Origin of the sequence: Azospirillum oryzae, from assembly GCF_008364795.1 — a bacterium.
GTDB classification, from domain to species: domain Bacteria; phylum Pseudomonadota; class Alphaproteobacteria; order Azospirillales; family Azospirillaceae; genus Azospirillum; species Azospirillum oryzae.
Map to the genome: position 1 here is coordinate 242,077 of NZ_VTTM01000003.1, position 12,067 is coordinate 254,143.

General features: G+C 67.9%; 13 protein-coding genes. 8 read left to right on the top strand and 5 right to left on the bottom strand.

What is annotated here, in order from left to right; translation table 11 throughout:
* Positions 1–13: 13 nt before the first annotated feature.
* Together FZ938_RS12635 and FZ938_RS12640 are read left to right on the top strand one after the other, a co-directional pair.
* Positions 14–439, top strand: a complete 426-nt coding sequence (locus tag FZ938_RS12635) for a DUF350 domain-containing protein (protein WP_149198841.1) — start codon at positions 14–16, stop codon at positions 437–439.
* A 155-nt stretch (positions 440–594) separates the two neighbouring features.
* The gene (locus FZ938_RS12640; protein ID WP_149198842.1) at positions 595–1,365 is read left to right on the top strand and encodes a hypothetical protein; all 771 of its coding nucleotides are present in this window, start codon (positions 595–597) and stop codon (positions 1,363–1,365) included.
* Positions 1,366–1,497: 132 nt separating this feature from the next.
* On the opposite strand, the gene FZ938_RS12645 is transcribed toward FZ938_RS12640, so the two are convergent.
* Complete coding sequence (locus tag FZ938_RS12645; protein WP_149198843.1) at positions 1,498–2,163, bottom strand: hypothetical protein; 666 nt, start codon at positions 2,161–2,163, stop codon at positions 1,498–1,500.
* Between the two features lie 206 nt (positions 2,164–2,369).
* On the opposite strand from FZ938_RS12645, the gene FZ938_RS12650 reads away from it, so the two are divergent.
* The 3 genes from FZ938_RS12650 (at position 2,370) to FZ938_RS12660 (ending at position 3,717) form a co-directional block, all read left to right on the top strand.
* Complete coding sequence (locus FZ938_RS12650; protein WP_149198844.1) at positions 2,370–2,612, top strand: DUF4160 domain-containing protein; 243 nt, start codon at positions 2,370–2,372, stop codon at positions 2,610–2,612.
* 14 nt (positions 2,613–2,626) lie between these two features.
* Positions 2,627–3,145 carry a DUF2442 domain-containing protein gene (locus FZ938_RS12655; RefSeq protein WP_149198845.1) on the top strand — a complete coding sequence of 173 codons (519 nt, stop codon included), beginning with the start codon at positions 2,627–2,629 and terminating at the stop codon, positions 3,143–3,145.
* A 314-nt stretch (positions 3,146–3,459) separates the two neighbouring features.
* Positions 3,460–3,717, top strand: coding sequence for a hypothetical protein (locus FZ938_RS12660; RefSeq protein ID WP_149198846.1), 258 nt, complete (start codon positions 3,460–3,462; stop codon positions 3,715–3,717).
* 54 nt (positions 3,718–3,771) lie between these two features.
* Here FZ938_RS12660 and FZ938_RS12665 read toward each other — a convergent pair whose 3' ends face one another.
* The 3 genes from FZ938_RS12665 to FZ938_RS12675 form a co-directional block, all read right to left on the bottom strand.
* Positions 3,772–4,068 carry a hypothetical protein gene (locus tag FZ938_RS12665; protein ID WP_149198847.1) on the bottom strand — a complete coding sequence of 99 codons (297 nt, stop codon included), beginning with the start codon at positions 4,066–4,068 and terminating at the stop codon, positions 3,772–3,774.
* A 367-nt stretch (positions 4,069–4,435) separates the two neighbouring features.
* Positions 4,436–5,836 (bottom strand): replication initiation protein, encoded by a 1,401-nt coding sequence (locus FZ938_RS12670; protein ID WP_149198848.1) that lies wholly within the window; start codon positions 5,834–5,836, stop codon positions 4,436–4,438.
* A gap of 710 nt (positions 5,837–6,546) precedes the next feature.
* Positions 6,547–7,299, bottom strand: a complete 753-nt coding sequence (locus FZ938_RS12675; protein ID WP_149198849.1) for a sulfite exporter TauE/SafE family protein — start codon at positions 7,297–7,299, stop codon at positions 6,547–6,549.
* 116 nt (positions 7,300–7,415) lie between these two features.
* On the opposite strand from FZ938_RS12675, the gene FZ938_RS12680 reads away from it, so the two are divergent.
* From FZ938_RS12680 to FZ938_RS12690, 3 genes are all read left to right on the top strand, one after another.
* Entirely contained in the window at positions 7,416–8,303 is an 888-nt protein-coding gene (locus tag FZ938_RS12680; protein ID WP_149198850.1) for a LysR substrate-binding domain-containing protein, read from the top strand.
* A 126-nt stretch (positions 8,304–8,429) separates the two neighbouring features.
* Positions 8,430–9,641, top strand: a complete 1,212-nt coding sequence (locus FZ938_RS12685) for an MFS transporter (protein WP_149198851.1) — start codon at positions 8,430–8,432, stop codon at positions 9,639–9,641.
* Positions 9,642–9,665: 24 nt separating this feature from the next.
* Complete coding sequence (locus tag FZ938_RS12690; protein ID WP_149198852.1) at positions 9,666–10,634, top strand: aldo/keto reductase; 969 nt, start codon at positions 9,666–9,668, stop codon at positions 10,632–10,634.
* A gap of 9 nt (positions 10,635–10,643) precedes the next feature.
* Here FZ938_RS12690 and FZ938_RS12695 read toward each other — a convergent pair whose 3' ends face one another.
* Positions 10,644–12,014: a chloride channel protein gene (locus FZ938_RS12695; protein ID WP_149198853.1), complete on the bottom strand. Its 1,371-nt coding sequence runs from the start codon at positions 12,012–12,014 to the stop codon at positions 10,644–10,646.
* Positions 12,015–12,067: the final 53 nt, after the last annotated feature.

Here is a 12,067-nt window from a genome sequence, read left to right on the forward strand (position 1 = left end):
GAGTGCCGGCCCCATGGAAAGCACCTTCGGTTCCATCCTGACCGCGCTCGGCACCGGACTTCCGGTGCTGCTGGTCCAGCTCGCCACCGCGCTGGCGCTGCTGGTGGCGGGCGTCGCCGTCTACACCCGCATCACCCCCTTCGACGAGCGCCGGCTGGTGGCGGAAGGCAATGCCGCCGGCGGCCTGACGCTGGCGGGGTCCATCGTGGCGCTGGCCATTCCGCTGGCGGCGACGCTGGCGACCAGCAGCTTCGTGCTGGACATCCTGTTGTGGGGCGTGGTGGCGGTGATCCTGCAGCTGGTCGCCTTCGCCGTGGCGACCCTGCTGATCCGCGACCTGCGCGGCCAGATCGAATCGGGCAACGTCGCGTCGGCCGCGGCGCTGGTCGGCGTCCAGCTTGGGGTGGCGCTGATCAACGCCGCCGCCATGGCGGGATAACAGGGGCGGGCCAAGGAAGGTCAGACTATCTCCCCCGAGAGGTAAGGATGGGGGTCTGGTTCCGGGGTCGCCCCCTCCCCATCTGTGCAGGCGAAGCGTCCGTCGCCCCGTTGCGAGGGGCGCCTCCAACAACCCTTCTTCGACAGGAATCAGCCATGCTTGCCTTCATCCGCAACCTTATGGGTGTCAAGACCGACCAAGCCGTCCAGGGCGCCATGGAGGCGCTGGTGCGCTGGGATCCGAAGTCCGCGACCGAGGCGGAGCTGCGGACCATGGAGCAGCATCTGGACGGTCTGGGGCGTCAGGTGGCGGAGGCCCGCGCCATCCATGACCGCGAGCAGCGCGAAGCCGACGCGATCAAGGCGCTGTCGAACCAGCGCATGGCCGCGGCCGAGCATCTGCAGCGCCAGATCGACGCCGAGACCGACCCGTCGCGCAAGGCCGCCCTGGAAAAGAGCCTGGAGACCGTCGTCGCCATGCTGGAGGAGATGGCTCCGGAGATCGAGCGCGAGGTCCGCGATGCGGTCGAGGCCCGCGAGTTCCTGGAGATGCTGGAGAAGAACTATGCCGACGCCGGCGCCAAGCTGAAGGCCGCCCGCGCCGAACTGACCCGCGCCCAGCGCGACATGGGCCGCGCCGACCAGCAGCGCGCCATGGCCGAACGCCAGGCCGAAGCCGCCCGTCAGGCCGCCGGCCTCGCCGGCGCGACCAGCGGCCTGACCGTCGCGCTGAAGGCGATGCAGGACACCGCCGCCAAGGATCTGGCCGCCGCCGAGGCCGCCAAGGCCAAAGCCAAGCTGCTGCACCCCTCGACCCCGGAGAAGGAAGACCCCAACATCGCCGCCGCCCTGGCCGCCGCGTCGGGCAAGACCATGCCGACCAGCCTGTCCGACCGTCTGGCGGCGCTGAAGGCCAAGCAGGGCTGAGTGTTCGAGGGATCGGCGGGGGGAGACTCCGCTGATCCTTACCTCCTGGGGGATGGAACAGCGTGGAACGGTTTCCGGCGGCTGTTCCATTTTGTCCGTTGGCCCGTTGGCCCGTCTGCCGGCCTGCCAGCCTTACAGACGGCCGAACGCGGCCTTTCCGCCCTGACGTTCCAGCGCCGAGCCGAGGTTGGGGTAGGGATCGTCGGGGTTGAGGGTCCAGGGATAGACGCCCTTCGGCCCGGTCGATTCCGGGCGGGCAAGGATGGCGGCGACGGCGCGCGGATCGGGCGCGGTGCGTTCCCGGAAGGCGCCGGGGATGCTGTCGTCGTCGAGTTCGGGGGCGATGTCGGCGGACGGGTCATCCGACGGCTGCGGGGTTTGCGGCTGTTGAGCCGGCTGGGCTCCGAGCCCGTCGAGGATGCCGAGCCGGTCGGCCAGCCAGCGCACGGTCGACGGATCGCCGGAGGAAACCAGCCGCTCGATCTGCTCGACAACCAGACTGCGCAGCGACGACAGGCGCAGGTCGGCCTCGCGGCTCAGGGCCTGCCGCTCCCACCAGACCCTGTGACGGAAATCCTTGGACCCGTAATAGGCCCGCCACAGGGTGGTGCGGCTGCATCCCATGGCGCGGGCGACATAGAGGAAGCTGCTGCCGCGCGCCAGCATGCCGGCGGCCATGATCCATTGTTCCTCATGGAACTGCGAACCGGGAACCAGCGAGCCTTCGGCGGGAACCGGCGGTTCTTCGGCCCAGAGGGGGAAGTGGTCGTTCTGGAAGGTACGGCTGTCGAGGGCCATGGTGTCGCTCCGCAAGGTGATGGGACAGGGTGCGGAGAGGTTATAGGAAAATTATCCCTCGATGGCGCGTTTTTGTGAAATTCGCTACGGACGATGGGTCGGGCCGTTGCGAGGACTTCCATACCCACCTTCTACGGCTTCACACAGAATTTGTGTTTTTCACACCCAATAATTGGGGTATGTTTAGCCGGCAACAAGGGGGCACGATGGGGAAGCTGGCGACAATCGGAAAGGCGACCATCCGGGTCTTCGGCAACGACCACCTTCCCCCGCATTTCCATGTCAAGGATACCGATTTCGAGGCCTTGGTCTCGATCGAGACCTTCGAGGTCATCGCCGGCGACTTGCCCACTGCCATCCGCAAGGAGGTCCAGAGCTGGGCCGCCGCCAACAAGGACCGGCTGGTGAGCGAGTGGAACGCCTGGAACCCCAACATCCCCTTCGCCTGAAAGGAGGCGCGCCCATGATCCCGCCCGTCCTGCCGCAAGGCCCCCGCAAGGTCCCGCGGCTCGCCGCGGTTGCGTCGGCCGGCGGCACCGTCCTGGCTCTGACCTGGGATGACGGACGCGCCGACCGCGTCGACCTGACCGGCTGGCTGGAGTCCGGACACCCCTATTTCCACCAGCTGCGTGACCCTACCCTCTTCGCCTCCGCCCGTCTGGTCGACGCCACCACGGTGGAGTGGAACGGCGACGAGGATCTGGCCATCGACAGCATGCATCTCGCCCTGCTGGCCGAACAGCAACGCCCCTTTGGTCAGCCCGAACTGATCGCTTGGCAGGATCGCCACGACCTGTCCAACCAGGAGGCGGCCGATCTGGTGGGGGTGCATGTCAACACCTGGTCGAACTGGCGCACCGGCGCCACCGCCGTGCCGGCGATGCTCGGCATCGTCTGCCGCGCCTTCAGCCGTGATCCGCTGCTGTTCGCCGCCCGCTACCGCCCCCGCCGGCCCGGCCGTCCGCCGGCAGCGGCGGAATAGGGGAAGGGGCGACTTCGGCTGTCGTAATGCTGTCGCTAAAGTGCCCTGTGCAACAAGATCGGCCACAGGCGAGCCGGCGTCACAGCCGACCGGTTGTCAGCACCTCAATCACCCGCCTCTCACGGAGTGACGACACGGAAATGCATAAATTGTCCGGGATTTGAGGACACGGTGAGAACATGTGCTTTGACCACCCACAGGGTCTTCTTGTCATAACGCCCGGAGTCTGCTTTACGCGGTGTCAGTGGTATCGTGCACGATGGCGCACGCTCACCGGGTGTGCAGTCGTCAGCTATCGCGAAAGGGGGCGGGTGATGGATCTGCGTGATCAGAGATTTCACGGCTTGGTGGAACGCAGCGTCGTCATCGACGGCGTGACCGTGGTGTACCGCTATGCGCGCCAGTCGGCGGAGGATGGGATCTCGAAGCCATCGAAGATGGAGGTTGCAGCGCTCTACCGAGCGGCTCTCGCTGCCGAAACCTGCCAGATTGGCGGGCCGCTTGCCATTTCATGGCAAGATCTTGAGGAACTGCGTGGTGGCAGATGCAATCACGCTTCCCCTGAAGACTGATCTGTGGAGTGTCCCCGGGTCGGTTTGGCGGCACCCTTGGTTGCTTTCTTTCGATCAGCTGGTCGGTGGAAGCCGGTGAACCAGCAGCAGCTCCTCCCGAGGGTCGGTGAAGATGGTAGGGCGGCCGAGGGCGTCGCGCTCGGTTACCGGCTCCCACCCTTTGCGTGAACGGTCGCGGACCTGCTCGATGCGCGGCCAGCCGAATTCATGCCCCTTTTCCTTCAAGGCGAGATAGGCCGGCTCCTCCATCTCTGTGCCCATGGCGATCCTGGCGACTTTTGGTTCGGTCCACTCTTTTGTGGCCTGGAGCACGGCCGGAAAGAGTCCGGCGAGCGCGGCGAGGTCGATCATCGTGGGGTGGCTCCAGATGGTGGGCGGTGATCGTGATCATCACACCGTTGAGGCCTGCCGCAAAGCGCGGTTGCAAATCCCCATGTTCCATAATCGCTGTTCGGCGTGCAGGTTGTACCGGGCTAAGTCCTTAGTCCCGCTGGCCTTCGCATGGAGGCGGAATTTACACCGCAGCTGCTGGGCCGCCAGAAATCAACATCTTGTGAGCGACTGTCTCTCATCCAGCCCTCGGAAGTTGAAGCCCGGCTTAGCCGGGCCAGAGCCATTTCGGTCAGGACTAGTGAGCCTGCCCTCAAGTCGGATTCTTACATCCCGGACGACCTGACAACTCTCGCGTAGTGACCTCTCATCACGAGCACCCCAATCCTTACGTCTCGGGGGAGGCTGCCTTCGCCGCCTTCGGCTTGCGGGCCGCGACCTCGAAGGCGACGTCCTCGATCATGCCGGCGGTGAGGGACGACAGGGCCGATTTCAGGCTCGGCCAGTGGTTCATGCGGGCGGTGTCGGCGACGGCGGCGTTCTTGGCCTTCAGGACGAGGCGGCGGCCGCCCTGGGGGGCTTCCTCCACCCGTTCCGGCTCCAGTTCGGCCAGCAGCGGGGCGGGGACCTTGCCCTTCAGGGCGTGGAGGACGGCGGCCCACAGGGCCGTCACGTCGTCGGCGTCGGGCAGCGGGCCGAGATCGGCGAGGCCGGATTCCACCGGATCGGCGGGGGCGACGGTGTCGACCTTGCCGATGCGCCGCGCACGGCGGCCGGCGCTGTGGCGTTCGCGCTCCAGATAGGTCTCGGCCGCCTCCTCCTCGTCCTTGGCGTTGAAATCGAGGGTCACCGCCTCGATCTTGCGGCCTTTCCGCTTCATCTTGTCTTCCGGCATGCTGACGCGGAAGGGGGCGAGCTGGTTCACCTCGGCGATGGCGCGGTCGATGGTGCGGGTGCGCAGGATGCCGAAATCCTTGTAGGCGCCCTCCGGCACGTTCATCAGCTTGCGCAGCGTGTCGATGTCCAGCTCCAGAGACGGATAGTCCATCTGGTAGCGCTGCATGCCGATCTCGTAGAGCTTCAGCGCGTAGGTGCTGGTGACCTTGACCATCGCCGGCCCGGACAGCTTGGCCCACAGCTGCGACGAGCGCTGGATTTCCAGAAAGGCGTCGGTGAACTGGAAATGGATGTCGGCGGCGTCGCTGTCCTCCTCCTCCTCCGGCCGGACATAGCTGGAGAGGATGCGCAGCTCGGCGCGCGACCGGCGGCCGCGGAAGGGGCCGATGACCACGAGGCTGGAGTCGAAGATCTCCTTCAGCGCGTCGAAGATGCGCTCGTTGCCCTTGTGGTTGCCGCGCACCACCCGCTTGGGCAGGCGGTAGAGCTTGTTGGCGAAATTCTGGCTGCCGGCCAGATGGATCATGAAGTTCAGCATCTTCTGCGCCGGCAGCGACAGGCGCGTGCCGTTGGCGGGATAGCTGTAGACCGCCTCCGCCGCCTTGATCAGATGCTTGTAGCCGTCGCGCTCGAAGGTGGCGCTGGCGACGCGGGCGGTCAGGCCGGCGACCGGAGCCGCGGATTCGGTGCCGACCGCCGGCAAGGTGGCCGCGGCGCCATCGCCGTCGATCACAGCACCACCGGCCAGATCCTCCGGACCCAGCACGACGAGGTTGGGGGCAGCGGTCTTCGCCGTGTGGGCCGTGTTCGCCTTGGTGGGCGCAGCCGCGTCCGACGGGACGGACTCCTCCGCCACCGCACCGCGCGCCTTCCTGCGCCCCGTACCCGCCATCGCCTTCCTCCCGCGAAATCGAGCGAGGCTAAATCAATCCTTACCCCAAAAACAAGTAAGGAAAGGGTCGCGCCGCAGAATCCCGATCATCCTTACATCCTGGGGGCGGGACCCTTACGCCCCGGGGGGTGTGCGACTCGCCCCCACCCGGTAAGGCTGTTTCCCCCACCCTGTAAGGAAGATTCGATGCGACTCGCGGACTCCCCTAGGGATTCGCGCCGACGAATCCTCTTAAAAGGGAAAGGGAGAGGCATGCGCCCGCTAAGTGCCGGATCCGGCAAGGCTTCCCATCTGCGAATCTCAGCCGGACAGACCGGTCGGGAGGCCTTCATGCTGCGAATCGGAGCGACTCGAGTCTGCGGAGCGGCGTTATGGGACCTGCTCTATCCTTACTGCCTGGGGGCGTTCAGGCATTTTTGCTGTCTGGGGGTCGGTGGACAAGCGCCATCCTTACGGCTTGGGGGCACCCAATGCCGGATCCAGGCCCCCGAGAGGTAAGGATCACGGGATTCTGCAGAGTTGGGAGTTCGATTCTGGGGCGCGTCAGGAGTCTCAAGGGCTTACCCGCCCCCAGGATGTAAGGAAGCCCGCCCCCAAGCCGTAAGGATTGGAGAGGCGGGCTTTTCGATGGCTCCAGGGCGGGATCGGGCCCCCAGGGAGTAAGGATGGAAAAACAGGAACAGGTAATAGATTGATTTAAAATATGTTTTTCAATGTGCCGCCAGCAGGAACAGCCCCTGGCCGAGATAGACGCCGGCGGTTCCCATCACCAGATAGCGGCTCCACAGGCGGAACTGGGCGTCGCTCATGCGGTCGAGAACGCGGCGGGAGAGATTCGTGCCGAGCAGGGCCATGGCGATCGACAACAGGATCACCGTCCACTCCACCGTCTCGTCGGCGCTGCCGGCCACCAGCGGGGCGAAGTAAGCGATCTTGACCAGATGGCCGACCGACTGGATGGCGGCCTTGGTGGCGACCACGCTCTGGCGGGTCATGGCGCTGCGGATGAAGAAGGCGTCGAGCAAGGGGCCGGAGATTCCGGCGACCAGTTGAATGCCCATGCAGAGGAAGCCGCCCAGCACGCCGTGCAGCGGCTTCTGCGCGTTCAGCGCCCAGCGGGCGGGGATGGCCAGCGCCAGGAAGGGCGTCAGTCCCAGAATCAGCAGCGACACCGCACGGTCGGGCACGGCGCCGACCAGGGCGAACAGCAGGCCGGCCACCGATCCGCCAAGCGCGAATCGCAGGATGATCGGCCAGACCACATGGCGGCGCCACAGCCACGCCCGCCAGCCGTTGGAGGCGAACTGGGTCACGCCATGCAGCAGCATCGCCGACGGCACCGGCAGCAGAATCAGCAGCAGGCCCATCAGCACCATGCCGCCGGCCATGCCGAACAGGCCCGACAGAAACGAGGTCACGAGAACGGTGAGGCCAAGCCCCACCATCAGCGGAAGCGTCAGCATGATCTGCCTGAATGTCGGAGATGATGGGGAAAATTCGCACGCGCGCGGTTGCGCCGCAAACGGCATTGTTCGATGCTCAGCCTCAGGAAAAGTTGGGGTGAAGTAAGGATGGACGCATGCGCCGATTGCCCTCGCTGAACGGCCTGCGCGCGTTCGAGGCGGCGGCCCGCCATGGCAGCTTCACGGCGGCGGCGGCGGAGCTGCATGTCTCGCAGGCCGCGATCAGCCGGATGGTGAAGCTGCTGGAGGAACGGCTGGGCTTCGCCCTGTTCGACCGGCGGGCCAACGCGCTGGTGCTGACCGAACGCGGCCGGGCGCTGCAGCCGACATTGACCGAGGCCTTCGACGGCATCGCCCGGCGGGTGGAGCAGGTGTCGGCGATGCGGGCCGGGCCGGTGCTGACGGTGGGGATGGGGGCGACGGTGGCGGTGCGCTGGCTGATTCCGCGCCTGTCGAGCTTCCATCTCGCCCATCCGGAGATCGAGGTGCGGATCGCCACCGGCGGGGCGGGGGCGCCGATGAACGACGACTGGACCTGCGCCGTCCTGCTGGGCGACGGCCAGTGGCCGGGCTATGAGGCGGAACGGCTGTTCTCCTCCAGCCTGCAGCCGGTCTGCGCGCCGCGGCTGGCGGCGGAGTTGCGCCGGCCGGCGGATCTGGCCGGCGCCACCCTGCTGCATGTGTCGCATTGGGGGGAGGACTGGCCGCGCTGGCTGGCCGCCGCCGGGGTGGCGGATCCGGCAGCGGCCTCGGGAATAAGGGGGCTGTCCTTCGGCAGCTATGCGATGACCTTGCAGGCGGCCATCGACGGCGTCGGGGTGGCGCTGGCGCCGCGGCTCTACATCCTGGACGACATCGCCGCCGGGCGGCTCGCCACGCCGTTCGGGCTGGCGGTGCCGATGGTCCATTCCTGGTATCTGGTCCATCGCGCCTCCCGCCGCGAGGATGCGGGGCTGGCGCCGTTCCGCGACTGGCTCTATGCGCTGTGCGCGGAGATGGAATAGCCCCTTGGTCCTTTTGGCGCATGGCCGGGCGGCGCAATTGACCGATGCGCGGGCCGCAGGTGCCGACTTAGGCTGCGTGCTGTTTTGTGCCCGTTCCAAACAGTCATGACCCTACAGGACCGCGCGATGCCGCCCACCGCTGTTCCGCACACCACGGAAGACGCCGCCCACCCTGCCCTCTCCCGTTCGCTCGTCGTGCTGATGGCGCTGGCCTGCGGCGTGGTGGTCGCCAACATCTATTATGCCCAGCCGCTGGTCGGGCTGATCGGCCCGGCGGTCGGGCTGTCGCCGGAAACCGCCAGCCTCGTGGTCACCCTGACCCAGATCGGCTACGGCGCCGGGCTGGTGCTGCTGGTGCCGCTGGGCGACTTGCTGGAGAACCGGCGGCTGGTGGTGGCGACGCTGTGCAGCACGGTGGTGGCCCTGCTGGTGGCGGCGGTCGCCCCCACCGCCTCGCTGTTCCTGGCGGCGGCCTTCCTGATCGGCGTCACGTCGGTCGCCGTGCAGATGCTGGTGCCGCTGGCCGCCCACATGGCGCCGGAGGCCTCGCGCGGGCAGGTGGTGGGCAATGTGATGAGCGGGCTGCTGCTGGGCATCCTGCTGGCCCGGCCGGTGTCGAGCCTGATCGCCGACAGCCTGGGCTGGCGGGCGGTGTTCGGCCTGTCGGCGGTGGTGATGGTCGGTTTCGCCGTGCTGCTGTGGCGGGTGCTGCCGCAGCGGCGGCCGAGGGGGCAATCCAGCTATGGCGCGCTGCTCGGCTCGCTGGGGCGGCTGCTGGTGCGGACGCCGGTGCTGCAGCGGCGGACCGTCTATCAGACCATGATGTTCGCGTCCTTCAGCCTCTATTGGACCTCCGTCCCGCTGCTGCTGATGGGGGCGCCCTTCCATCTCAGCCAGCGGGGCGTCGCGCTGTTCGCCCTGTCGGGAGCGGCGGGCGCGCTGGTCGCCCCCATCGCCGGGCGGATCGCCGACCGCGGCTGGACCCGGCCGGCGACCGGCTTCGCGCTGGCGATGGCGGCCTTGTCCTTCTTCGTCGCGCGGGCCGGCGAGGGCTCCATCGCGCTGCTGGTGCTGGCCGGGCTGCTGCTCGACATGGGTGTGCAGATGAACATGGTGCTGGGGCAGCGCGCCATCTATTCGCTGGGGGCGGAGACTCGCAGCCGGATGAACGCCATTTATATGGCGATCTTCTTCCTGGGTGGTGCTGCAGGCTCGGCGCTGGCCGGCTATGCCTTCGCCGTCGGCGGCTGGGCGCCGGTGACCTGGATCGGCTTCGCCTTTCCGGCGGTGGGCCTGCTGTTCTACCTGACCGAATTCCGTGGGCGGCACGCCGCCTGATTTGATATCCGAGGAGACGACGCAATGGATCGACGCCAGCTTGAACAACGTCCGCTGGGCCGCAGCGGCCTGACGGTGTCCCCGCTCTGCTTCGGCGGCAACGTGTTCGGCTGGACCGCCGACGAGGCCACCTCCTTCCGGCTGCTCGACGCCTTCGTCGATGCCGGCTTCAACTTCGTCGACACCGCCGACGTCTATTCCGCCTGGGCGCCCGGCAACCAGGGCGGCGAGTCGGAGACCATCATCGGCAAATGGATGAAGAGCCGGGGCAACCGCGACCGCATCATTCTGGCGACCAAGGTCGGGTCGGAGATGGGGCCGGGGAAGAAGGGCCTGTCGCCCGCCTGGATCCGGACGGCGGTGGAGGATTCGCTGAAGCGGCTCCAGACCGACCGCATCGACCTCTACCAGTCCCATTGGGACGATCCCGCGACCCCGTTCGAGGACACGCTGGGCGCCTACAAGGAGCTGATCGACCAGGGCAAGGTCCGGGCGATCGGCGCCTCCAACCTGACGGCTCCCCGCCTGCGCGAGGCGCTGGAGGTCAGCGCCCGCACCGGGCTGCCGCGCTACGAGACCCTGCAGCCGGAATACAACCTCTACAGCCGCGAGGGCTATGAGGCGGAGCTGGAGGGGATTTGCCGGGAGAACGGGCTGGGCGTCATCAATTACTATTCGCTGGCCGCCGGCTTCCTGACCGGCAAGTACCGCTCGGCCGAGGATGCCGGCAAGAGCGCGCGCGGCAACGGGGTGGTGTCGAAGTATCTGAACGAGCGCGGCCGGGCGATCCTGGCGGCGCTGGACGAGGTCGCCGGGCGGCACGGGGCGACGCCCGGCCAGGTGGCGATCGCCTGGCTGATCGCGCGGCCCGGCTTGACGGCGCCCATCGCCAGCGCGTCGAAACCGGAGCAGATGGGCGACCTGATCGCCGCCGCCACTCTACGGCTGGATGCCGAGGACATCGGGCGGCTCGACCGGGCCAGTGCTTATTGAGGCGGCCGGTCAGGGAGTGGGAATCGCCGCCGCTTTGGACGGGGCCGGCTTGCCGGCCGCGTCCGTCTTCAGAACCGCCAGGAAGGCGTCGGCCATGGCGTGATAGACCGAATGCGGGCAGACCAGCCGCGACAGGGTGGTGGCGAGCGCCGCGCTCAGCATCAGCGGCAGCAGCATCTCCGGCGAGGCGCTCATCTCCGTCACGATGACGACGGCGGTCAGCGGCGCCTGCACCACGCCGGCGAAATAGGAAACCATCGACAGCAGCACCACGGCGCCCAGCGAGCTGTCCGGCAGCAGCCCGCCGATGATCGAGCCGATGCCCGCCCCGACCGACAGCGAGGGGGAGAAGATGCCGCCGGGAATTCCGCAGATGCCGGACAGCACGGTCGCCAGCAGCTTTGCCGGCGCATAGTACCAGGGCAGCGTCTCCACCCCGTCGAGCACGGCGCGCGCCTGCTCGTAGCCGGTGCCGAAGGTCAGGCCGCCGGTGGCGGCGCCGATCGCCGCCAGGGCAAGGCCGCAGCCCGACGCGATGAGCAGCGGGTGGCGGGCCACCCGCCCGCCGAGGCCGCAGCGGATCCAGCGCGTCAGAAACAGCAGCAGCGAACTGAACCCGCCGCCGGCCAGTCCGCCGACGATGCCGGTCGCCAGCACCGCCTTCCAGTCGTGCCAACTGGCCGAGGCGGCGGTGTGGCCGAAATAGGCGTAGTTGCCGAGCATGGCGACGGCGACCAGACCGGCCGCCACCACCGCGATCAGCACGAGGCTGCTGGTCCGCTTCTCGAAGCTGCGGGCCATCTCCTCGATGGCGAAGACGATGCCGGCCAGCGGCGTGTTGAAGGCCGCGGCGACGCCGGCCGCCCCGCCGGCGAGGATCAGACCCGGCTCCCGTCCCAGCCCGGCGAGGGAACCGGCCATCAGCATGATCGAGGCGCCGACCTGCACCGTCGGCCCCTCGCGCCCGATGGAGGCGCCACAGGCCAGCCCGACCAGGGTCAGGAGGATCTTGCCCACGGCGATGCGCGGCGACAGCAGCCGGCGCTTGGCCGCCGGATCCTGAACATGGCGCGCGGCGATGGCCTGGGGAATGCCGCTGCCCTGCGATCCCGGCACGACCTTCAACGCCACCCAGGCCGAAAAGGCCAGCCCGAGCGGGGTCAGCAGGAAGGGCAGCCAGGGCGATGCCGACTCCGCCAGCCGGAACAGCTGCTGGGCATAGTCCGCGGCGACGGCGAACAACACGGCGACCAGCCCGACCGCACCGGCACCGGACCAGAACAGCAGGCGCCGCCGCCAGTTTCTGGGTGACATCCAGACATGGTGGGGCCGGCGCAGCCGGTTGGGCAGCGGGTGGTGCGGACGATTGGCAGAAGGCATGGACTGAGGCCGGAAGCGGGGGAAAAGAACGGATGAAACGGCAGGGGGCCGAG

Bases quoted from the DNA above. Each gene is read 5' to 3' on its own strand.
- FZ938_RS12655 (WP_149198845.1), top strand. From the start codon at position 2,627: ATGATCCCGCCCGTCCTGCCGCAAGGCCCCCGCAAGGTCCCGCGGCTC.
- FZ938_RS12635 (WP_149198841.1), top strand. From the start codon at position 14: ATGGAAAGCACCTTCGGTTCCATCCTGACCGCGCTCGGCACCGGACTT.
- FZ938_RS12640 (WP_149198842.1), top strand. From the start codon at position 595: ATGCTTGCCTTCATCCGCAACCTTATGGGTGTCAAGACCGACCAAGCC.
- FZ938_RS12675 (WP_149198849.1), bottom strand. From the start codon at position 7,299: ATGCTGACGCTTCCGCTGATGGTGGGGCTTGGCCTCACCGTTCTCGTG.
- FZ938_RS12645 (WP_149198843.1), bottom strand. From the start codon at position 2,163: ATGGCCCTCGACAGCCGTACCTTCCAGAACGACCACTTCCCCCTCTGG.
- FZ938_RS12685 (WP_149198851.1), top strand. From the start codon at position 8,430: ATGCCGCCCACCGCTGTTCCGCACACCACGGAAGACGCCGCCCACCCT.
- FZ938_RS12695 (WP_149198853.1), bottom strand. From the start codon at position 12,014: ATGCCTTCTGCCAATCGTCCGCACCACCCGCTGCCCAACCGGCTGCGC.
- FZ938_RS12680 (WP_149198850.1), top strand. From the start codon at position 7,416: ATGCGCCGATTGCCCTCGCTGAACGGCCTGCGCGCGTTCGAGGCGGCG.
- FZ938_RS12670 (WP_149198848.1), bottom strand. From the start codon at position 5,836: ATGGCGGGTACGGGGCGCAGGAAGGCGCGCGGTGCGGTGGCGGAGGAG.
- FZ938_RS12660 (WP_149198846.1), top strand. From the start codon at position 3,460: ATGGATCTGCGTGATCAGAGATTTCACGGCTTGGTGGAACGCAGCGTC.
- FZ938_RS12690 (WP_149198852.1), top strand. From the start codon at position 9,666: ATGGATCGACGCCAGCTTGAACAACGTCCGCTGGGCCGCAGCGGCCTG.
- FZ938_RS12665 (WP_149198847.1), bottom strand. From the start codon at position 4,068: ATGATCGACCTCGCCGCGCTCGCCGGACTCTTTCCGGCCGTGCTCCAG.
- FZ938_RS12650 (WP_149198844.1), top strand. From the start codon at position 2,370: ATGGGGAAGCTGGCGACAATCGGAAAGGCGACCATCCGGGTCTTCGGC.